Source organism: Allobosea sp. FG18, assembly GCF_057809495.1.
In genome coordinates this window covers 1-19,074 of the sequence record NZ_JBMDKB010000046.1, presented here as the reverse complement: position 1 = coordinate 19,074, position 19,074 = coordinate 1, and the positions used below count along the sequence as shown (strand labels likewise).

21 protein-coding genes and 2 pseudogenes are annotated in these 19,074 nt (G+C 64.7%); 14 read left to right on the top strand and 9 right to left on the bottom strand.

The genetic code is table 11. The features are described from left to right. Positions 1-26: 26 nt before the first annotated feature. From ACODTJ_RS28115 to ACODTJ_RS28080, 8 genes and pseudogenes are all read left to right on the top strand, one after another. Positions 27-395 (top strand): Mov34/MPN/PAD-1 family protein, encoded by a 369-nt coding sequence (locus tag ACODTJ_RS28115; protein WP_454658987.1) that lies wholly within the window; start codon positions 27-29, stop codon positions 393-395. Positions 396-485: 90 nt separating this feature from the next. Continuing rightward, positions 486-1,024 (top strand): annotated as a pseudogene (locus ACODTJ_RS28110) (transposase); the annotation flags it as partial. A gap of 315 nt (positions 1,025-1,339) precedes the next feature. Continuing rightward, the gene (locus ACODTJ_RS28105) at positions 1,340-3,727 is read left to right on the top strand and encodes a heavy metal translocating P-type ATPase (protein ID WP_454656793.1); all 2,388 of its coding nucleotides are present in this window, start codon (positions 1,340-1,342) and stop codon (positions 3,725-3,727) included. Positions 3,728-4,330: 603 nt separating this feature from the next. Continuing rightward, positions 4,331-5,332 (top strand): YVTN family beta-propeller repeat protein, encoded by a 1,002-nt coding sequence (locus ACODTJ_RS28100; RefSeq protein WP_454656792.1) that lies wholly within the window; start codon positions 4,331-4,333, stop codon positions 5,330-5,332. 127 nt (positions 5,333-5,459) lie between these two features. Next, on the top strand, positions 5,460-5,693 hold the full coding sequence (locus ACODTJ_RS28095) for a DUF2933 domain-containing protein (RefSeq protein WP_454656791.1): 234 nt from the start codon (positions 5,460-5,462) through the stop codon (positions 5,691-5,693). 171 nt (positions 5,694-5,864) lie between these two features. After that, on the top strand, positions 5,865-6,557 hold the full coding sequence (locus ACODTJ_RS28090) for a Spy/CpxP family protein refolding chaperone (protein WP_454656790.1): 693 nt from the start codon (positions 5,865-5,867) through the stop codon (positions 6,555-6,557). A gap of 216 nt (positions 6,558-6,773) precedes the next feature. Then, the gene (locus ACODTJ_RS28085) at positions 6,774-7,031 is read left to right on the top strand and encodes a heavy-metal-associated domain-containing protein (RefSeq protein ID WP_454656789.1); all 258 of its coding nucleotides are present in this window, start codon (positions 6,774-6,776) and stop codon (positions 7,029-7,031) included. A gap of 5 nt (positions 7,032-7,036) precedes the next feature. Beyond that, complete coding sequence (locus ACODTJ_RS28080; protein WP_454656788.1) at positions 7,037-7,516, top strand: DUF411 domain-containing protein; 480 nt, start codon at positions 7,037-7,039, stop codon at positions 7,514-7,516. A 160-nt stretch (positions 7,517-7,676) separates the two neighbouring features. Here ACODTJ_RS28080 and ACODTJ_RS28075 read toward each other — a convergent pair. The 4 genes and pseudogenes from ACODTJ_RS28075 to ACODTJ_RS28060 all read right to left on the bottom strand — a co-directional run. Next, positions 7,677-8,150, bottom strand: a pseudogene (locus ACODTJ_RS28075) (3'-5' exonuclease); the annotation flags it as partial. 188 nt (positions 8,151-8,338) lie between these two features. Then, positions 8,339-9,019, bottom strand: a complete 681-nt coding sequence (locus tag ACODTJ_RS28070) for a transmembrane anchor protein (RefSeq protein ID WP_454656787.1) — start codon at positions 9,017-9,019, stop codon at positions 8,339-8,341. 11 nt (positions 9,020-9,030) lie between these two features. Next, positions 9,031-9,756: a HupE/UreJ family protein gene (locus ACODTJ_RS28065; RefSeq protein ID WP_454656786.1), complete on the bottom strand. Its 726-nt coding sequence runs from the start codon at positions 9,754-9,756 to the stop codon at positions 9,031-9,033. A gap of 50 nt (positions 9,757-9,806) precedes the next feature. Next, on the bottom strand, positions 9,807-10,130 hold the full coding sequence (locus ACODTJ_RS28060) for a hypothetical protein (RefSeq protein WP_488851385.1): 324 nt from the start codon (positions 10,128-10,130) through the stop codon (positions 9,807-9,809). Between the two features lie 166 nt (positions 10,131-10,296). Here ACODTJ_RS28060 and ACODTJ_RS28055 point away from each other — a divergent pair, with 166 nt between their 5' ends. The 4 genes from ACODTJ_RS28055 to ACODTJ_RS28040 are packed head-to-tail and all read left to right on the top strand — an operon-like array spanning position 10,297 to position 13,456. Then, positions 10,297-10,575 carry a metal-sensing transcriptional repressor gene (locus ACODTJ_RS28055; protein ID WP_454656784.1) on the top strand — a complete coding sequence of 93 codons (279 nt, stop codon included), beginning with the start codon at positions 10,297-10,299 and terminating at the stop codon, positions 10,573-10,575. A gap of 7 nt (positions 10,576-10,582) precedes the next feature. Further along, complete coding sequence (locus ACODTJ_RS28050; RefSeq protein WP_488851383.1) at positions 10,583-11,851, top strand: nickel/cobalt efflux transporter; 1,269 nt, start codon at positions 10,583-10,585, stop codon at positions 11,849-11,851. A gap of 21 nt (positions 11,852-11,872) precedes the next feature. Beyond that, the gene (locus ACODTJ_RS28045) at positions 11,873-13,243 is read left to right on the top strand and encodes an MFS transporter (protein ID WP_454656782.1); all 1,371 of its coding nucleotides are present in this window, start codon (positions 11,873-11,875) and stop codon (positions 13,241-13,243) included. Between the two features lie 12 nt (positions 13,244-13,255). Further along, the gene (locus tag ACODTJ_RS28040; RefSeq protein ID WP_454656781.1) at positions 13,256-13,456 is read left to right on the top strand and encodes a hypothetical protein; all 201 of its coding nucleotides are present in this window, start codon (positions 13,256-13,258) and stop codon (positions 13,454-13,456) included. Between the two features lie 202 nt (positions 13,457-13,658). Here the strand turns inward: ACODTJ_RS28040 and ACODTJ_RS28035 are convergent, their stop codons facing one another. The 4 genes from ACODTJ_RS28035 to ACODTJ_RS28020 form a co-directional block, all read right to left on the bottom strand. After that, the gene (locus tag ACODTJ_RS28035; protein ID WP_454656780.1) at positions 13,659-13,976 is read right to left on the bottom strand and encodes a helix-turn-helix domain-containing protein; all 318 of its coding nucleotides are present in this window, start codon (positions 13,974-13,976) and stop codon (positions 13,659-13,661) included. Next, complete coding sequence (locus ACODTJ_RS28030) at positions 13,976-14,110, bottom strand: hypothetical protein (protein ID WP_454656779.1); 135 nt, start codon at positions 14,108-14,110, stop codon at positions 13,976-13,978. Before ACODTJ_RS28030 ends, ACODTJ_RS28035 begins: the two co-directional genes overlap by 1 nt. An 802-nt stretch (positions 14,111-14,912) precedes the next feature. Continuing rightward, a complete protein-coding gene (locus ACODTJ_RS28025; protein WP_488851380.1) occupies positions 14,913-16,268 on the bottom strand; it encodes an ATP-binding protein in 1,356 nt (451 codons plus the stop codon). Continuing rightward, positions 16,265-16,927 carry a response regulator gene (locus ACODTJ_RS28020; protein ID WP_454656777.1) on the bottom strand — a complete coding sequence of 221 codons (663 nt, stop codon included), beginning with the start codon at positions 16,925-16,927 and terminating at the stop codon, positions 16,265-16,267. Before ACODTJ_RS28020 ends, ACODTJ_RS28025 begins: the two co-directional genes overlap by 4 nt. Positions 16,928-16,990: 63 nt before the next feature. Here ACODTJ_RS28020 and ACODTJ_RS28015 point away from each other — a divergent pair, with 63 nt between their 5' ends. Further along, positions 16,991-17,698 carry a DsbA family protein gene (locus ACODTJ_RS28015; protein WP_454656776.1) on the top strand — a complete coding sequence of 236 codons (708 nt, stop codon included), beginning with the start codon at positions 16,991-16,993 and terminating at the stop codon, positions 17,696-17,698. Between the two features lie 11 nt (positions 17,699-17,709). Beyond that, the gene (locus ACODTJ_RS28010) at positions 17,710-18,372 is read left to right on the top strand and encodes a L,D-transpeptidase (RefSeq protein WP_488851378.1); all 663 of its coding nucleotides are present in this window, start codon (positions 17,710-17,712) and stop codon (positions 18,370-18,372) included. A 55-nt stretch (positions 18,373-18,427) separates the two neighbouring features. Here ACODTJ_RS28010 and ACODTJ_RS28005 read toward each other — a convergent pair. Continuing rightward, the coding region (locus ACODTJ_RS28005; protein WP_488851376.1) for an AraC family transcriptional regulator at positions 18,428-19,074 on the bottom strand (647 nt) is incomplete at its 5' end.

Sequence of the window (19,074 nt, the reverse complement as noted above, 5' to 3'; positions counted from 1 at the left end):
CTCCTTGATCGACGGACTCTACTCAAATCTGGAGGAAGATCAGGGTCTCAGGTCACAATGCCCATCGCAGTCGACGGAGCTTCAAGCCGGACCAGGATTGGCAACTCGCGGCGATCGCGGAGCACTACGCGCGATCCGACAGGCGGGACACCTATCTGGGCGATTGGCATACCCATCCCAATGCCCGGGCGGCTGTTCTTAGCTGGACGGACAAAGCCTGCCTGAAGGCGATCATCAAGACCCCGAAAGCGCGAACGACCCTTCCGATCATGATGCTGGTCTGCGGCGCTCCGGGAGGCTGGAGCTTTCACCCGAAGGTATGCCGTCTGATCAGGCGATACCGCGTGTTCGAGATGATCGAGGCAACCGACGCCTCAGTAGCCACATACGAATAGGGCCGCACGCGCCGAGGCAAGTCAGCCGGCAGTCCGACGCGCTTGTCGGTCCTCGCGGGCATGTCGCTTTTCGGGCGGGCGGAAGCGCGCGGTCAGGCGCGGGGCCTGGCCCGGGAGCGCAACCGGATCGACGAGATCGCGCAGGTTACGCTGGCCGATCATCACGATTACCGGTTGCTGCGGCGGATTCCGGGAATCGGACCGATCAACGCTCTGACAATCCTGGCCGAGGCCGGAGACCTGCGGCGGTTCGGCCATTACCGCCAGTTCCTGAAGTTCTGCGGACTCGACCTCGCGACCTGCCAATCCGGTACCTTCCGCGGTCGGACCAAGCTTTTGAAGTAGGGCAATGCCCGCCTGCGCCGAACATTCTGGATGGCGGCGCAGGTCGCCGCACGCCAATGTGACAACAGCTTCCGCGATAAGCTCGGTCGCTATATTGCCGGCCACGCGGACGATGCCGATCGCCGTCGCAAGGCGATGACCGCGCTCACCGCCAAGATGGCGCGGGCGGCGCATGCCGTCGCCAAGGCGGGAACAGAATACCGACCGTTTCTGTAGCGGTCGGGCGCCAGGTGGAAGGCCCCCTCTCTGCAAGAGCCGTGAGGGCGCCAAAGGCGACCCTGTAGGCCTTCCACCTGGGTGCGCATCTCGTCTTGAGGACGGTGAGGGCCACGGCCGCGTCAGCGCCGCTGGATCCCGTGTTTGCTATGGCTGGGAGCGATCCTGTCGACGGTGGAAACCATCTGGATCAGCTTGCTGCCAACGTCGGCGATCTGCCGGCGCGATGAGACCCGCTGGCCAAAGCCTAAAGCTGCTTCACGACATAGGACGTTATCGCTGACCACGACGAGCGCGAGGACGGAAGCCCCAACGCAAACGCTTGACCTTCCTATTATGGGAAGGCCCAACCTTACCGCAGCTCATCGATGCGTATGCGGAGAATGGTCATGACCGACACCCCGACCAGTAAGGGCCATGGCCATCATCATGACCATCGCGCCCCTGGGGGCCATGACCATGAACACGCCGGGGAAGCCGGGAAGGTAAAGGACCCGGTCTGCGGGATGACGGTCGACCCGCACGCAACCGCGCACCGGGCGCGATACGAGGGCAAGCCGTATTACTTCTGCTCCTCCGGCTGCCAGTCAAAATTCATGGTGGAGCCCGCCAAATACGTCGAGCCAGCGGCGGCCCGGAAGGCGGAACCCGTGCCGGAAGGCACGATCTACACCTGCCCGATGCATCCCCAGATCAGACAGGTGGGACCCGGTTCCTGCCCGATCTGCGGGATGGCGCTCGAACCCGTGCTCGCGACGGCGGAGACCGGCCCCAGCCATGAACTGATCGACATGACGCGCCGGTTCTGGATTGGACTCGCGCTCTCCCTGCCCGTGATCGTGCTGGAAATGGGCGGGCACCTGACGGGTCTGGGCCACTACGTCGGCCAGCAGACCTCGAACTGGGTCCAGATGCTGCTCGCGACTCCTGTCGTGCTGTGGGCCGGCTGGCCGTTCTTCGAGCGTGGCTGGCAGTCGCTGGTTTCGCGCAACCTCAACATGTTCACGCTCATCGCCATGGGGACGGGCGTTGCCTGGGTCTACAGCATGGTGGCGACGCTGGCGCCCGGGATCTTCCCGGCCGCGTTCCGAGGCCATGACGGTTCGGTGGCCGTGTACTTCGAAGCGGCCTCCGTCATCACGGTTCTCGTCCTGCTTGGGCAGGTCCTCGAGTTGCGGGCGCGGGAGAGCACCAGCGGGGCCATTCGCGCGCTGCTCGACCTCGCGCCCAAGACGGCCCGGAGGATCATGCCTGACGGCACCGAGCAGGAGGTCCAGCTCGACACCGTGCAGGTCGGTGACCGCCTGCGGGTGCGGCCGGGCGAGAAGGTCCCGGTCGACGGCGTCGTCGTCGAGGGGCGCAGCGCGGTCGACGAGTCGATGGTCACGGGCGAGTCGATGCCAGTCACCAAGGAGGTCGGCGCCGCGGCCATCGGGGGCACGATGAACCAGTCCGGCGGACTCGTGATCGAGGCGCAGAAGGTTGGGCACGACACGATGCTGTCGCGGATCGTCCAACTGGTGGCGGAGGCCCAGCGCAGCCGCGCCCCGATCCAGCGATTGGCCGATCACGTCTCGGGCTACTTCGTGCCCGCGGTCATCGGCGTGGCGGCGCTCGCCTTCATTGCATGGGCCTTCTGGGGTCCCGAGCCGCGGCTCTCCTACGGCCTCGTCGCGGCCGTGGCGGTGCTCATCATCGCCTGTCCCTGCGCGCTCGGTCTCGCCACGCCGATGTCGATCATGGTCGGGGTCGGCCGCGGCGCCCAGGCGGGCGTTCTGATCAAGAATGCCGAGGCCTTGGAACACATGGAGAAGGTCGACACCCTCGTGGTCGACAAGACTGGAACCCTCACAGAGGGCAGGCCATCCGTGACTGCTGTAGTTCCAGCTCCGGGCTTTGACGAAGCCGAAATCCTGCGCCTGTCGGCCGGCGTGGAACGGGCGAGCGAGCATCCGTTGGCGCTGGCCATCGTCGCGGCCGCCGACAAGCAGGGTATCGCCACAGCGCCGGTCGCCGATTTCGACTCGCCCACCGGCAAGGGCGCGCTGGGTACCGTCGAGGGGCGGCGCGTCGTGCTCGGCAACGCGGCCTTCCTGACCGAGCATGGCATCGTCCCCGATCGCCTGGCAGAGCAAGCGGACAGGTTGCGCGAGGACGGCGCCACGGTGATCTTCGCCGGAATCGGTGGAACGGTGGCGGGTGCCATCGCCATTGCCGATCCGGTCAAGAGTTCGACGCCGGAGGCGCTCGCCGGGCTCAGGGCGGAAGGCATCCGGGTCGTGATGCTCACCGGCGACAACTGGACGACCGCGAGAGCGGTCGCCAGGCGGCTCGGTATCGACGAGGTCGAGGCCGAGGTTCTGCCCGACCAGAAGAGTGCCGTGGTTCAGCGTTACAAGGCGGACGGCAGGGTGGTCGCCATGGCGGGCGACGGCGTCAACGACGCGCCGGCGCTGGCGGCGGCGGATGTCGGCATCGCCATGGGCACGGGCACCGACGTGGCGATGGAAAGTGCTGGCGTGACCCTGCTGAAAGGCGACCTCACCGGAATCGTGCGGGCGCGACGGCTGTCGCAGGCCGTAATGCGCAACATCCGCCAGAACCTGTTCTTCGCCTTCATCTACAATGCGCTCGGCGTGCCGGTGGCGGCGGGAGTGCTCTTCCCGTTCTTCGGGATCCTGCTGTCGCCGATCATCGCGGCGGCCGCAATGGCACTGTCCTCGGTCAGCGTGATCGGCAACGCGATCCGCCTGCGCACCGTACGCCTGTAGTTCCCGGACCGGGCAGTTCCATCGGGAGCCGCTCGGTCCGTCCGACTGTTTGATGCAGCGCAAGGTTTCGGTCCGCCAGCCGGGTAGACTTTTTGCAATGAAGAGGCGTCGCAAAAAAGCTCTGTCTCCGTTGATGGCCATGCTCCTCGCGGTCGCCGCGATGGTTCTCGTGGTCGGTCGTATGGCGACGCCTGCCTTTTCGGCGCCCGGTCCTGCCACTCACCTGTCCTTGGTCATGGAGCATGGGCACGTCGACCCGGCGGCGGCCTCCATCCATCACGGCCGAAACGCGGATCAAGACAACGCCGAGGGAACGGCGGGCGGCCCCTCTTGCGACCAGGCTTGTCTCGGCGCTTCCTCGAGCTGCCTCGTCGTGCCCCCCGCGATGATCCGTGCCGGTGCCCCTTTCCCAGGATGGCCCGAAGCCGTCTGCCTCCAGCCGGGGAATGACTTGATGCTGACCGGGGCAATCCCGGAGGTGCGATTCAAACCGCCAAAATCCATCGCGTAACCCAACCGAATCCCGACCCCGCCGCTTCCGTGACGTCGCGGCCTGCGTGGGCACCGGGCCCCTGTTCAATTCGAATTCGGAAGGACAATGCGATGTTCGCACGCAGAACCCAGATTGCACTCGCCCTCGTCACATCCCTTGGCGCCGCCGGCGCCCGGGCCGACACGATCGTCGTCGCCAACGAGAACGGGCAGAGCCTCTCCATCATCGACTCCCAGACCTCGAAAACCACTACGGCGGCGATTCCGATCTCGCCGCACAACGTCGACGTCACCGCCGATGGCCGCCTCATCCTGGCGACCGGTATGCCTGCGGCACAGTCCGGCAGCCATGCGGCTCACGGTTCCGCAGGCGGGCAGCTCATTCTCATGGACGTCTCTGGCGACGCGCCCGGCGCGCCGCAGGTCGTGGCCGTTGGAGGACATCCGGCGCATGTCGTTCCCGACGCACAAGGGCATTTCGCCTACCTGACCGACGCCGAAACCAACTCGGTGGTAGTGGTCGATATCCCGGGGCGTAGGGTAACCGGTCGCATCCCCGTGCAGAACTACCCGCATGGACTGCGCCTATCGCCGGACGGCAACCTGCTCGCGGTCGCCAACATGAAGAGCGACACGGTCTCGTTGGTGGATACGCGCAATCCGGAGAGGGCCATGCATATCTCCGTCGGAAAGCGGCCGGTCCAGGTCGCGTTCGACCGGAGCGGCCGCATCCTCGTGGTCTCGCTCAACGGCGAGGACAAGGTCGCCATCATCGACGTCGACGCTCGCAAGCTGCTGCGGAAGGCCTCCGTCGGAAACGGACCCGTGCAGGTCTACGTTACGCCGGACGGCAAGGCCGCCCTGGTCGCGAACCAGGGCTCGGCGGCGAAGCCGGACAACCGGGTGTCGGTCGTCGCGCTCGAGGACGGCAAGCTGATCCGGAACGTGACGGTCGGCAAGGGAGCGCACGGCATCGTCATCGCTCGCGACGGTCGCACGGCCTACGTCACGAACACCTACGCGAACACCATCTCCGCGATCGATCTCGGCAGCCTCTCGGCCGGGAAGGCCTATCCGGTGGGCAAGGGGCCGAACGGCATCGCCGCCCGCTAGGTGCCAGGAAGCGGGAGCAGACCGGGTGGGCGGAACGAGCCTTGCCGGTACCCCGCTTGATTTCGCTCAAGGCACCGTTCGCCAGCAAGGTCCAAGATCGGCACGCTCCGCACCGGGAGAGATCGACATGCCCACCACACCGACTCCTGCCCCCGAGTCGCCACGAACCTGGCGGACCCTGCTGATCAACACGCCTCTGGGTTGGGTCTGCTCGCTAGCGTTGGCCACTCTCGGCATCTACCTCCTCGCGAACCACGGCGTTCATATCGTGACCGCACTGCCCTACCTCCTGCTGCTGGCCTGCCCCCTGATGCATCTGTTCATGCACGGCGGCCACGGCCACCACGACAAGCGGGGGTGACCGCCCAAGGCCGGGCCGGCTGCGGCCCGGCTGAGAACATTGGGGGCCCTTGCAGCCCCGGGACCAATGGCTGCGCCCGACGCAACCTGATCGGCGCTGCCTGCGGCCATTCCGCGAAAGCTGCGCCGACGCCGTTCTTACCCTTTTTGACCGCTCAAAGGAGACACTGCCATGAAGATGTCCGTTCTCGCGACTGTCCTGGTTACCCTTGCCGGGCCCGCGCTGGCCCAGGCGCCGACTTCCAGTGACCCGCACCATCCAGGTAATGCCCCCAAGGCGCAGGCCCAATCCACGGCGCCAGCAAAACCTCAGGCGATGCCCGGCCAATCCGGAATGCCAATGCCCATGGGCCAGATGATGCAGGGTCAAGGCATGCCCGGCGGCAGCCGAGGGATGATGGGCCAGTTCTCGACCGAGGATATGAGTGCCTTCGCCGAAGCCCACATCGCGTCCATCCATGCCGGGCTGAAGCTGACCGCCGGCCAGGAAAAGCTATGGCCTTCGGTCGAAACCGCGCTCCGGAACCTGGCGACCCTTCACCTCAGCCATATGCAGGCCAATCGCCAGACGGGAGGCATGACGGCAAACGATCCGGTGAACATGCTGCGCACCATGGCCGATCATATGAGCCAGGGATCCGACGCCATGCGCAAGCTCGCGGACGCTGCCGCGCCGCTCCACGCGACCCTCGACGAGGCCCAGAAGCGGCGGCTGCCGGCACTCGTCCGGATGGGCAGCCGAGGCATGATGGCGCAAGGCATGATGGGGCGGGGAATGATGGGGCGGGGAATGATGGGACCCGGCGGTGCCATGATGCCCGGTGGATCCGATGGTGCTGACGACGACACCCCGAACAAGCACTGATGCGCCACCCCGGATGGAGCCAGGCTCGCAACGAGGTCAACCCTGCTCCGAACCAATGAAAGCGGGCGGACACGGGGTTGTCCGCCTTCGCAAGAGCGCCCTCGCAATGTACGTGCCGTCGCGACATCGGCGCGTCGTGATGAATCGCCGCTTGACCTTACCATCATGGTAAGGTGCAGGCTGTTCTCATCGTCGATGAGAAACGGAGACCATTCCATGTGCGGATGCAACAACCACTCCTCCCGGCCGGACCAGGCGGCCGAACGTGATCCGAATGCCCTGACCTTGCGGATCGAGGACATGACCTGCGGTCACTGCGCTGGCACGATCAAGAACGCGATCGAGACGGGACTGCCCGGCACGCAGGTCGAAGCCGATCCGGCTTCCAAGTTGGTGTCCGTCCGCGGGAGCAGCGACCTGGCATCCATCAAGGCTCTCGTCGCCAAGGCCGGCTATACCCCGGTCGCAGCCTGAAGGAGATGCTCATGCTCACCCGCCGCCGCTTCCTCGCCGTTCTCGGAACCTCTGGCGCCGCGATGATGGCCGGACGAGCCTTTGCGCAGGCCACCCTGCCGAAGGTGACCGTGACCAAGGATCCGAACTGCGGCTGTTGCGGCGGCTGGGTGGAGCACATGAAGGCCGCAGGCTTCCCCGTCGAGGTCATCACATCCTCGGACGTCGACCAGGTGAAGCTCCGCCTCGGCGTGCCGGGCGACCTTGCCTCCTGCCATACGGCAGAGGTGTCCGGTTACGTCGTCGAAGGTCATGTGCCGGCTGACGCCGTCAAGCGCCTCCTGGCCGAGAAGCCGCAGGCTCGGGGCCTCGCCGTTCCGGGAATGCCGATGGGCTCTCCCGGCATGGAGGTCGCCGGCAAGGCGCCGGACAACTACGAGGTCGTCCTGTTCGGATCTTCGGGCCGGACCAGCTTCGCGCGCTACCGCGGCGTACACCGCGTCTGATCCCGGAACGCCATTTGCTCGAGGCCCTGGCGAACCGTTGCCGCGTCGATTTCGGCAGGCTGACGGCAGCCGCGACCGTGAACTTCGGCGAACGCCGGTATACGATCGGCGACCAGATCCTGACGCGGGACACCCTGAGCCGGAAGAGGCTGCGGGTTTACCCGAGCTTGTTGCCTTCGAAGCCCAGATCGGCCCACCGGATCTCGGTGACCGAGCATGCCCAGGCCTTCGACTCGAAGGCTGGCGATAGCTTTTCGCAGAATGGGCGATCGAACGCGGCATTGTGCGCGATGACGAGGTCGGCGGGTTCGACCAGAGCATCGAGCGCCGCGATATCGATGCCGTGACCGGAGACCATCTCATCCGTGATGCCCGTCAGCCGCGTTATCTCCGCGGGGATCGGAGCGGATGGCTGGCGCAGGCCGCTATTGACACCGACAACATCCCCGATCACGCCCGCATCGTCGTAGGTGAAGCTCACCGCGCCGATCTCGATGATCTCGTCCCGGGTATGCAAGAGGCCGGTGGTCTCGGTGTCCACCAACACCGCGAGGTTCGGGAACGCGCTCTTCGCCCGCGGGACGATCGGGCGAGGCATTAGCTTTCGCAGCACCCTGAAGTAGCCAGGGGCATCGTCGAACAGGTCAATCTGGATTGCTGCGATCTTCATGCGGCGACCCTAGCCGTTTTCTTCGTCGCCAACTGCCAGCAGTAGTCTCCGGCCGCAAATTGGAAGCGAACCCGCGACGCATCCTTGGAAGCCAAAACTGGTGGGCAGGGCTCAACCAAGGTGTGATGCACCAGGTTGAGCCCGCTCTCGATTTAGATCATTCGCTTGATCTCAGCATAGGCGCCATTGGTCTTCAGCGTGATCGTCACATCCTTGGCGCCGCGATTGCGCCAGAACCAGCCATGGGCGCCGTCACCCTCAGCCGTCAGAACGCCGTCGTCGCTGGCGGCACCACGTCCCTGCTTGTAGCTCTTTTCCTTGCCGCCGCCGGCCGGGGTGCCGTGCATGTCGTAGTTCACGACGCCGCCGTCGGTGGCCCAGGAGAAGTTCACCTTGGCGCCCGCCTTCATCGTCAGCTTGTACTCGACACCTTCGCTGGGCTTCAGGGTGATGACTGTTTCGTCCTTGCGTCCGGCTGCCTGGGCGACGACCAGCCGCTCACTCGCCTGGGCGGGAGAAACGAAGAGAGCCGCGAGCGCGCTGCCGAGCAGGCTGGAACGCTGATCCTGCGCCGGACGAGCCGGCTGCTCCATGAAGCTCGTTGAATCCTTCTGGCGATCGCGCTCGGCTTCCTCGGCGAGCTGGGTCTTGATCTCGCCCATCTCGGTCAACTTCAGCATCCGGCCGACCCCGGTCGGGTCGATGGCGTACTCGGCCGGGAGCACGATGGTGACGAGGATGCCAGCCGCGGCGACGAAGGCGATGGCGGTGGAGCGCAGGAGCTGGGCCGAGGTGGGCAGTTCCGCGCGGGTCGGGATGTCAGTGTTGTACATGGGTGCGAACCTCAAGCTTGCGAGATGAAATAGCCGGTGAGCTGGTAGCCGATCAGCACGAACCCGGCGGTGAGCATGACGGTGTTGGCGGCGTAGGCATGGCGCCAGAAGCTGTTGGTGCGGCGCCAGAAGCCCATCGCGATCAGGATCATCGCCAGGGCGGTGAGCTGCCCGATTTCGACGCCGACATTGAAGGCGAGGAGGTTCGGGACGAGGCCGTCCGGCGAGATCTTGTATTCGAGGATCTTGGTCGACAGGCCGAAGCCGTGGAACAGGCCGAAGATCAGAGTCGCGACCTTCGTGTTCGGCTGGAAGCCGAGCCAGCGCTGGAAGGCGCCCATGTTGTCGAGCGCCTTGTAGACGACCGACAGGCCGATGATCGCGTCGATGAGGTAGCTGTTGATCCCAACGTTGAAATACACGCCGAGCAGCATCGTGGTCGAGTGGCCGATCGCGAACAGGCTGACATAGATCGCGATGTGCTTCAGCCGATAGAGGAAGAAGATCACCCCGAACAGGAACAGGATGTGGTCGTACCCCGTCACCATGTGCTTCGCGCCGAGGTAGACGAAGGGGATGATGTTCACCCCCGTGATCTCCTGGATGTAGCCCTTGTCGCCTTCAGCGACGGCGTGGGCGAGTGCTGCGTTCAGGCCGATCAGCCCAAACATCGCAGCAAGCAGGACTATGAACAGAGCGCGCAGCTTGCGACGCCCCGCCAATGAGGATCGTTTCATGTGATTTCCGAGATGTGTCGTGAGGGAACGCCGCCTTGGGCGGCGCGCTTTCAAGCGACAGTGGATCTCGGCGGTCGATCGAGGCCGTGACGCAGGCCCAGCTCGGTATCTTGCGGTTCATGCCGCATCATGGTGCCGACGAAACGCGGCATCCCGAGCCGGGGCTGAGCGACCAGGTTGGCGGTCTCGTGAACATGGTCGGAGGTGTTGTGACCGTGAACATGTCCCGGGACGCGCTCATCCGGCTCGCCCTCGTCATGCGAATGCCCGTGATCGGCGATCGTCGCGGCGAGTTCGGCGTGGCGCTGGGCTTCAGCCTGGGCCATCGCATAGGCGTTGTGGCCCGACTGGACGTGGACCGCGGACAGCAGCATCGCGAACACCGCCAGGAAGGCGGCCGCGAGGCTCGATCTGATTCTGATGCTGCGACGCGGCATGACGAACAGCTAGGGACACCATTCTTAACGAAAGTTTGACGTGATGAACTGAAGGCACCGAATCGCGCTTTGACTCATCCTATCCAGGGGGATACCATCAGCCATGTCCGAAAGCCATCTGCACGAGAGCCATCCCGAGATCGCCAAGCGCCTGAAGCGGGCGGAGGGCCATCTGCGCAAGGTCATCGAAATGATCGAAACCGGTCGGCCGTGCCTTGAGCTCGCGCAGCAGCTTCACGCGGTCGAGAAGGCCATCGGACAGGCCAAGAAGAACCTGATCCAAGACCATCTCGATCACTGCCTCGAAGACGTCGTCGGTCCTCTCGCACGCGAACAGCGCCGCTCGATCGACGAGTTCAAGGAGATCGCCAAGTACCTATGAGAACGTGATGCCGTCCTTCGCCGACCTGATCCAGCAGAGTGCCTCTCACGCCTGGCTGTTCATCCCGAGCGCAATCTTGCTCGGTGCGCTGCATGGCCTGGAGCCGGGTCACTCCAAGACGATGATGGCCGCGTTCATCGTCGCGATCCGTGGAACAGTGACGCAGGCCGTACTCCTCGGCCTGGCGGCGACGGTTTCCCATACGCTCGTGGTCTGGGGCATCGCGATCGGCGGCATGTACCTCTGGCAGGGCGTCGCCCCGGAAACGTTCGAGCCCTATCTCCAGATCACCTCTGCGGTGATCATCGTCGGCATGGCCCTTTGGATGCTCTGGCGCACCTGGGGAGACCAGCAGCGCGCCAGGCTGGCCTCGGGACATAGCCATGGCGGCCACGGGGGCCACAGCCACGGAGGACATGGCGGGCATAGTCACGGCGGGAATTCGCACGGCCCCGCAACGGCAGCCGCGCATTCTCACCATGGCCACGAGGCCGATATCCGTCGCATCGACACCGGGCATGGCGTCATCGCCGTCGAGGTCTTCGAGGATGGCGTCCCGCCGCGCTGGCGCATTCGTACCGAGCGGGGCCATGCCTGGGCAGCCAAGGACGTCGGCATCGTCACCGAGCGGCCGGACGGCTCGCGTCAGGCCTTCACCTTCGAGAGGCGTTCCGGGCTCCTCGAATCCGTGCAGGAAATCCCCGAACCCCACGAGTTCATGGCGCGGGTCAGCCTCGGCCATGGCGACCACACCCATGATTACGATCTCTCCTTCGTCGAGGATCACGCCCATGGCCACGACCACATGCATGAGGAACTGCGTGGTCTGGATGTCGCGACCGATGGCTACCAGGACGCCCACGAGCTGGCGCATGCCAACGACATCCGCCGCCGCTTCGCCGACAGCAACGTCACGACCTGGCAGATCGTCCTGTTCGGCCTGACCGGCGGCTTGATCCCCTGCCCGGCTGCGATCACCGTGGTGCTGCTCTGTCTCCAGCTCAAGGAGTTCACGCTCGGCTTCACGCTGGTATTGTGCTTCTCGATCGGTCTCGCGATCACGCTCGTCTCCGTCGGCGCGGCGGCCGCGCTGAGCGTCCGTCACGCGACGAAGCGCTGGTCCTGGTTCTCGACCTTCGCGCGACGTGCGCCCTACTTCTCCGGAATCCTGCTGATCGGCGTCGGCCTCTATGTCGGCATCCACGGCTGGATGGGGCTCTCCTCCCAGGCAACGCGTACGGCGCAGGCTGCCCTGGTCCTGCCGCCCGGCGGCTGATCAAAACCGCATCGGACGATCATGCTCGACGTTCTTTCCAACCGAACCTACCGGCACCTGTTCCTCGCGCAGATCATCGCGCTGCTCGGGACAGGTCTTCTGACCGTCGCGCTCGGCCTGCTCGCCTTCGAACTTGCCGGCGACAAGGCGGGCGCGGTTCTCGGCACTGCGCTGGCGATCAAGATGGTCGCCTATGTCACGGTCGCGCCAGTGGTCGGTGCCTTCGCTGCACAACTGCCACGGCGCGCCTTCCTGATCGCGATGGACTTGGTGCGGGCCGCCATTGCCCTGCTGCTGCCCTTCGTTTCCGAGGTCTGGCAGATCTATGTCCTGATCTTCCTGCTGCAATCGGCCTCGGCGGCCTTCACGCCGACCTTCCAGGCGACGATCCCAGACGTGTTGCCGGAGGAGGCCGACTACACCCGCGCTCTATCGCTCTCCCGGCTGGCCTATGATCTCGAAAGCCTCATCAGCCCGGCGCTCGCCGCCCTCCTGCTCAGCCTGATCAGCTTCCACTGGCTGTTCTCGGGCACCGTCGTCGGCTTCCTCTGCTCCGCGGCTCTCGTGCTGTCGGTTTCATTGCCCATGTCGCCAGCCGTTCAACGTGAGGGCGGCATCTACGACAAGACGACGCGCGGCATGCGCATCTATCTCGCGACGCCGCGCCTCCGCGGCCTGCTTGCCCTGAGCATGGCGGCGGCGGCCGGCGGCGCGCTGGTGATCGTCAACACCGTGGTGATCGTGAAGGGTTGGCTTGGGCTCGGCGATGGGCAAGTTGCGATGGCGCTTGCCTGCTTCGGGGGCGGCTCGATGCTTGCGGCGCTGGTCCTGCCGCGCCTTCTCGACAAGCTTCCCGACCGGCGCGTCATGCTGGTCGCGGCCTGCTGGCTCGGCCTCGTGCTCACGCTCTTCGGTGCGGCCTTGTTCACCGCCTCCTGGACGGATGTCGCGACCACGACGACGGTCGCCGGAACCTGGATCTGGCCCTTGCTCCTGGTGACCTGGCTGCTGCTGGGCATCGGGTATTCAGCGGTACAAACGCCCTCGGGCAGGCTGCTGCGGCGTTCCGCCCAGACGGCGGATCGTCCCGCCGTGTTCGCGGCGCAGTTCGCGCTCTCGCATGCCTGCTGGCTCGTCACTTATCCGCTCGCGGGGTGGCTCGGGGCCGCGCTCCCGCTCTCCATGACTGCCGGCGTCTTCGCGGCGTTGACCTTCGCCGCTGTCATCGTGGCCGCGCGCGTCTGGCCCGCGGCCGACGCAGAGAGCCTGGTTCACAGCCATGACGACCTGCCGCCTGACCACCCGCACCTCGCCGATGCCGACGGACATCGCCATGACCATGCCTTCGTCATCGACGATCTGCATGAGAAATGGCCTTCGCGGGCCGGTTGATCCGGGGCTCCGATGGATTGGCTGGTCTCGCTCCAACGCGGGCTGCACGCCGACGCGCTGGCGGCGCTGAAAGCGATGCAGGATGCAACATTATCGGTCTGCCGCCCCTCGCTGACATGGTCGCGTGTTCCGCTTCGGGTCGGCACGATCAAAGCCATCGCCGCCTGCTCCGTGGCAGGACTACTCTACGGTTTGACCAGCGGAATGGTTTGAGATCTCGGCATTGCGTTCGGCCGCTCTTCGTTTCGGAGCATGAGCGGCTCGGAGCACAGCAATGCGACGGTGCTCAACACCATTTGTGGAAATTGGCCCTGAGGCCCAGGGCGCCATCGCCTGGATTGGACGTCGACGCATGTCGTCATCTGGCATCGTTCCGACGACAGGCCTCGAAATCGACGGATCGATAGAACGACAATTATCTTGAGCTGAAATTCAAGACGGGCCCGCATGCGCCCGCAATATCGACGAATCGAACTCCTTCGCCTTCGAGCACGGATAGAACGGCATCACGAACCCGAGCCTGCGGGCGCCGAACCCCTGCTTCGAATTCCGCCAGGGTTTGCCGTCGAATTTCGGCTCGCTCGGCCAACTCAGCCTGGCCCCAACCCAGAAGGCCCCGGGCAGCGACGACGAGCGGGCCGGTAACCATATCCCCGGAAACGAATCGAACATTTTGTTCGAAACCGGCATTGAGCTCTGGCGGCCTCGAGGGCGCCTGATCGTCAGTCGGCATCAAGCCTCCTTCTCCGCCGCAGCCATTCCGAACCGCCGCGTCACCTGGCGCGGATCCATGAAGCGAGCGCCGGGAATCCCTTTCCCGGCAACGCGGAGCCTTGCCATGAATCCCATGCCATTGACGATGGCCATCAAGCAGCCCTCGACCAATCCTTTCGGACCAGCCGATCAACTTCACCACGCTCTGGATGCCAGGCTCCTGGCGGACCCTCGCGTTCGCGATTTCCAGCGCAGCCCCTGTGATGAGTTAATCCTATCTTCCTCAGTTGCTCCTCCAGGGTCCGCTATGAGGACGGTCCGGCTAATCGATCGGATTCTTGGTATTATTGCAATCCCCGGCGACTCGATCCTCCTCTCGTCACTTCGGCGAAGGCTTCATAATCATCTATATCCATTAGAAATTCTTATCGTCAGCGAACGATGGCTTCGACGGCGGCTTCATTTCGATGGCTCCGAACTGATCGCTTCCTCCGCTCGGTACCCCGTGCCGCCGCTCTCCCGCGTCCTGATAGCAGAGCACTTGACGGAATCTGGCGGGAGTTCGTACCTCGTCGATTGTGCAGCCCGCGTTGCCGGAGTGCAGGATCCCATTCGTGCGGTGCTTGCACTGGCCGCCGCCAAGGCCGTGACGATCGATATCACTCGTCCGATCGGGCCGTTGACAGAAGTCTCCCTGCCGCCTTCACGCTGAAGGCCGCGCACCTCTATAGCCGGACGCTTCACGTCGCGGCCGTAACGTCCCGTCTCGGCGTTCATCAGTTCTCCATCGAGGACGGCCTCTGGCGCGAGTTTTCGCCCTCAGAAGGAACGACTTCGACGATGCGGATGTGAGGGCGTCTGAGATTAGGCTCTCGTTGGGCTCGGAAGAGCCCCAACCAAGATTGCACCCCATCCTCGATTTTGGGTACAATTTTGGTCGAGCTTGGCAGCCGGGCTAGTCCTTATGTGGCGACCTTTGCTGCCAACCGGCGTTTGGAAACGAAACGGTTGCCGAGAGTCCGCCACTCTCCCTGTTCCTCAGCTCGAGTATGCTCCCGCTGAGATTCGCAAGCGCAGCTTCCGCAATCGCCAAACCCAGCCCGCTTCCACTGTGGTTCTGTCCGCGGCCCCGATAGAAGCGCTGCCTGACCAGCGCGAGCTCATCGACGGGAATTCCTGGCCCCTCGTCCTCGACGGTGAGGCTGGTCTCTGCGGCTCGGCGCCAGCGCACCTTCCCTCCAGGGGGGCTGTATCCGCACGCGTTCTCATGGAGATTGCGCAAGGCAAGCCGGAGGTTGTCGGGGTCGCCGGTGATTGCGAATGCATCGAGCTCCGGATCGATCTCGACGATGAGATCGTCTCGCAAGCGCCCCTTGTCGATCTCGCGCAGCAGTGGTTCGATCGCGATGGGGATCATCACCGGTCTCGCGACATCGGCGTCGAGGCGGGCAAGCGCGAGCAACTGGCTCACGAGGCGTGCAGTACGATCAACTCCTTCGATGATCTTTCCTAGGGCCGACTGGCGCATTTCCGATTGCTCGGCAGCCCTGGCGATCTGGGCTTGCGTGCGGATCCCGGCGAGAGGTGTGCGCAATTCATGCGCGGCAAAGGCAGTGAACTCCCGTTCATGCCGCCGCGCTGCCTCCAATCGCCCGAACAAGCCGTTCAGAGCGTCGGTAACGGGGAGAACCTCGTCGATCGGCTTGCCCCGCAGCGGCATGAGATCGTCGGCAGCCCTGCCCTTCAGGTCGGCAGCGATCTGCTTCAAGGGGCCAAGGCCGCGCCCAATGCTGAGCCAGATGAGTAACGCGAACAGGGGCAGCATCACCAGGGTCGGCACGACGAGACCGAGCACGAGGTCCTGAACGAGCCGGTCGCGCAAGCCGAGCCGGTCGCCGACCAGGACCCGCACGCCCTTCGCGGCATCCTCGATGGCATAGACGCGCCAGGTCTCGCCATCGAGGATGCTATCCGAGAACCCTTCCCGCTGCTCGGTCAGGCGTTCCGTTGGTGCCGTACCCGAAGCAGCGACAAGCCGACCGCTCAACGACCAGATCTGGCAAGAGAGCTGCCGCTCATAGCTGCTCGTATCAATCCTCCCGGGTGGTACCTTCGCGATCGCATTGTCCGCCATTCCTCCATCGTCGCGGACCAGCGACGAAACCATGCGCGCGGCTTCCTGAAGGCGTGTGTCGAGGACGCGCTCCAGCTCGCGCTTCGTGCCAAGGTAGATCCAGATGGTCGCAGCGAGCCAGATCACGCCGGTCGTCGCGACCAGGATGAGGAACAGCCTTGCGCGAAGCGAGGTCACGGTGTCGGCCTCAGGCGATAGCCGACACCCCGCACGGTTTCGATCACCTCGCGGCCAAGCTTCTGGCGAAGGTTATGGATGTGAACCTCGATTGCGTTGCTCTCCACATCCTCCTGCCAGCCATAGAGGCGTTCCTCCAACTCTGCGCGCGAGTGGATCATCCCGGGACGCTGGGCAAGCGCGCGAAGGATCGCGAATTCGCGCCGAGTCACATCGAGCGGTTTGCCATCGCGTGAGACCAGGTGAATCGCCGGATCGAGGACGAAGCCGCCCGCGGCGATCGTTGAGGCCGCCCTGCCCTCGCCGCGCCGAGCGATAGCGCGCAGCCGTGCCGCGAGTTCATCGAGATCGAATGGCTTGCCCAGATAGTCATCCGCTCCGCGATCGAGCCCCGCGATTCGATCGCGTGTGTCGTCGAGTGCCGTGAGCAGGAGGACAGGCCTACGCTCGCCACCTGCCCTCAGACTCTCCAGCAGGTCGAGCCCGGAACCGTCCGGCAGCATGAGGTCGAGCACGATCACGTCAAAGGCTCCTGCGGCCAAGGCATGCCTGCCATCGGCGCATGAACCGACAACCTCCGCGCTGATGCCATGGATCTTCAGGCCCACACTGAGGCCGTCGGCAAGGATGGGGTCGTCTTCGACGATCAGAACGCGCATGTCATTCCCTCGACGCCGGATTTCTCCCTCCAGCTTAAGGCTGCCTTAAGCTGGCGAAGCTCGATGGCCGCATCGTTCCCGCATGGGAACCGCAGATTGCCCGCGACGGCGGGAACTGCTCAGGCTGTACATCGAAGAGAGCGCGAAGCCATGCATCACGATCGTCGCACCATTCTGGGAGGACTTGTCCTCGCCGCGGCGGGCCTCCCTGGCCTGGCTTCAGCTCAGGAAGGGCAGATTGACGCAAACGCCATTCTCAATGATCCGGACGCGCCCGTTGGCGGCAATCCGGAAGGCGACGTCACCATCGTCGCCTTCCTCGATTACAACTGCCCGTTCTGCAAGACATCGGCTGTCGAGCTCGCCCGGGTCATGAAGGAGGACGGCAAGATTCGGCTCGTCTACAAGGACTGGCCGGTCATCGCCGAAACCTCGGTCTATGCCGCCCAGCTTGCTCTCGCGGCGACCTACCAGGGCGGATATCAGAAAGCGCATGACGCGCTGATGGCGACCCGGGGAAAGCTGAGCAAGGAGCAAATCTCGGCGGCGATCAAGGGGGCCGGGCTCGATCTCGCACGCCTTCAGGCCGACCTCGATGCCCACGGCGACAAGATTCTCGCGCTGCTCAAGCGCACCATGGCTCAGGCCGACTCCCTCGGGCTGCAAGGAACGCCGACCTATCTCGTCGGACCGTTCCGTACCTCGACGCTGGATTACAAGGGCTTCAAGCAGGTCGTATCCGACGCCCGCAAGAAGCAGGCTGGCCAGTAGGGGCGACGGAAATGGCTTCTACCTTGCCGATCCGCGGTGCCGCGGTCGTAATGCTCGCTGCGTTGGTCGCCGGTTGCACGACCATGGCCCAACGGCCTGAGCCGCCGCCCGCGCCGCGATTCAGCGCCCTTGACGTTGAGCGCTATGGTGAGGTCGATGGCGAACCATTTCATGTTCCGGCCGTCTCGCTGGAGGATCTTCAGCCGCGGAATCTGCGTCAGCTCGTCGAGTATCGGACGAAGGAAGCGCCGGGCACCATCGTCGTCGATCCGAAGCATCGGTTCCTTTATCTCGTGCAGGAAGGCGGGAAAGCTCTGCGCTACGGGGTGGGCGTCGGCCGCGAGGGACTGGCCTGGTCCGGATCGGCCAATGTCGCGACCAAGCGCGCGTGGCCGAACTGGACGCCGACTCCCGACATGATCCGGCGCGAGCCCGGCAAATATGCGAAATGGGCTGGCGGGATGAGCGGCGGCGCGGATAATCCGCTCGGTGCCCGGGCGCTGTATCTGTTCAGGGATGGCCGCGACACCCTGTATCGCATCCACGGCACCAACGAGCCCGAGACGATCGGCCACGCCGTCTCGTCGGGCTGCATTCGCATGATGAACCAGGACGTGATCGACCTCTATCGACGCGTCTCGGCAGGCGCAAAGGTCGTGGTCCTACCGGGTTGATCGCCCAGCGGCGGGTGGCATGCATCTGATGTGTCGAGCGCGGCTCCGCGCTTTCCTACCTCCCTGCCATAGGTCCCGGGTTCTGACGAACGAAGGCATGGGGGCTTTTCCCCATCTCCCCTCGAAACGCGAAGATGAAGGCGGAGGGAGAGCCGTAGCCCAGTTCCATAGCGACGCTGGTCACGGACATTCCGCTGCTCAACAGTTCGATCGCGCGGAAGACACGCAGTCGGCGCCTCCACGAGCGCAGCGGCGCGTCAACTTCCGCTTCGAAGCGTCGGGTCAGCGTCCGAACCGACATGCCCAGTTCCCGGGCCCAGTCATCGGCGCTCCGCTCGTCGTTCGGGTCGAGGAAGAGCGCTTCGCAGATCTTGATCAGCGCTTCGCTTCGGGGCCACGGAAGAGCGCTCGGTAATTTTGGTGCGCGACGGAGTTGGTCGAGGATCAGCGCCACGACGCGGCCACGGTAACCATCGACATCCTCCTGCTCGCTGATATCCGCGGCTTCGACGATCAGCGCCTTGAGAAGCGGCGTCACCGAAAGCACCGACGGTTCAACGGGAAGGTCCTTCCCGAAATTGTCCGCGATCCACAGACTCCGAAATTCCGCACCGAGCAGCGAGCCAACCCGATGCGGGACACCGGTCTGTGTTTCGGCGTGCAAGTTTGACCCCATGAGGCGGGGGATCGGCGTCCAAGTTT

Bases quoted from the DNA above. Each gene is read 5' to 3' on its own strand.
- ACODTJ_RS28040 (WP_454656781.1), top strand. From the start codon at position 13,256: ATGGATTGGCTGGTCTCGCTCCAACGCGGGCTGCACGCCGACGCGCTG.
- ACODTJ_RS28065 (WP_454656786.1), bottom strand. From the start codon at position 9,756: ATGAAACGATCCTCATTGGCGGGGCGTCGCAAGCTGCGCGCTCTGTTC.
- ACODTJ_RS28080 (WP_454656788.1), top strand. From the start codon at position 7,037: ATGCTCATGCTCACCCGCCGCCGCTTCCTCGCCGTTCTCGGAACCTCT.
- ACODTJ_RS28015 (WP_454656776.1), top strand. From the start codon at position 16,991: ATGGCCGCATCGTTCCCGCATGGGAACCGCAGATTGCCCGCGACGGCG.
- ACODTJ_RS28045 (WP_454656782.1), top strand. From the start codon at position 11,873: ATGCTCGACGTTCTTTCCAACCGAACCTACCGGCACCTGTTCCTCGCG.
- ACODTJ_RS28020 (WP_454656777.1), bottom strand. From the start codon at position 16,927: ATGCGCGTTCTGATCGTCGAAGACGACCCCATCCTTGCCGACGGCCTC.
- ACODTJ_RS28010 (WP_488851378.1), top strand. From the start codon at position 17,710: ATGGCTTCTACCTTGCCGATCCGCGGTGCCGCGGTCGTAATGCTCGCT.
- ACODTJ_RS28095 (WP_454656791.1), top strand. From the start codon at position 5,460: ATGCCCACCACACCGACTCCTGCCCCCGAGTCGCCACGAACCTGGCGG.
- ACODTJ_RS28070 (WP_454656787.1), bottom strand. From the start codon at position 9,019: ATGTACAACACTGACATCCCGACCCGCGCGGAACTGCCCACCTCGGCC.
- ACODTJ_RS28030 (WP_454656779.1), bottom strand. From the start codon at position 14,110: ATGGCCATCGTCAATGGCATGGGATTCATGGCAAGGCTCCGCGTTGCC.
- ACODTJ_RS28105 (WP_454656793.1), top strand. From the start codon at position 1,340: ATGGTCATGACCGACACCCCGACCAGTAAGGGCCATGGCCATCATCAT.
- ACODTJ_RS28035 (WP_454656780.1), bottom strand. From the start codon at position 13,976: ATGCCGACTGACGATCAGGCGCCCTCGAGGCCGCCAGAGCTCAATGCC.
- ACODTJ_RS28100 (WP_454656792.1), top strand. From the start codon at position 4,331: ATGTTCGCACGCAGAACCCAGATTGCACTCGCCCTCGTCACATCCCTT.
- ACODTJ_RS28055 (WP_454656784.1), top strand. From the start codon at position 10,297: ATGTCCGAAAGCCATCTGCACGAGAGCCATCCCGAGATCGCCAAGCGC.
- ACODTJ_RS28060 (WP_488851385.1), bottom strand. From the start codon at position 10,130: ATGCTGCTGTCCGCGGTCCACGTCCAGTCGGGCCACAACGCCTATGCG.
- ACODTJ_RS28090 (WP_454656790.1), top strand. From the start codon at position 5,865: ATGAAGATGTCCGTTCTCGCGACTGTCCTGGTTACCCTTGCCGGGCCC.
- ACODTJ_RS28050 (WP_488851383.1), top strand. From the start codon at position 10,583: ATGCCGTCCTTCGCCGACCTGATCCAGCAGAGTGCCTCTCACGCCTGG.
- ACODTJ_RS28085 (WP_454656789.1), top strand. From the start codon at position 6,774: ATGTGCGGATGCAACAACCACTCCTCCCGGCCGGACCAGGCGGCCGAA.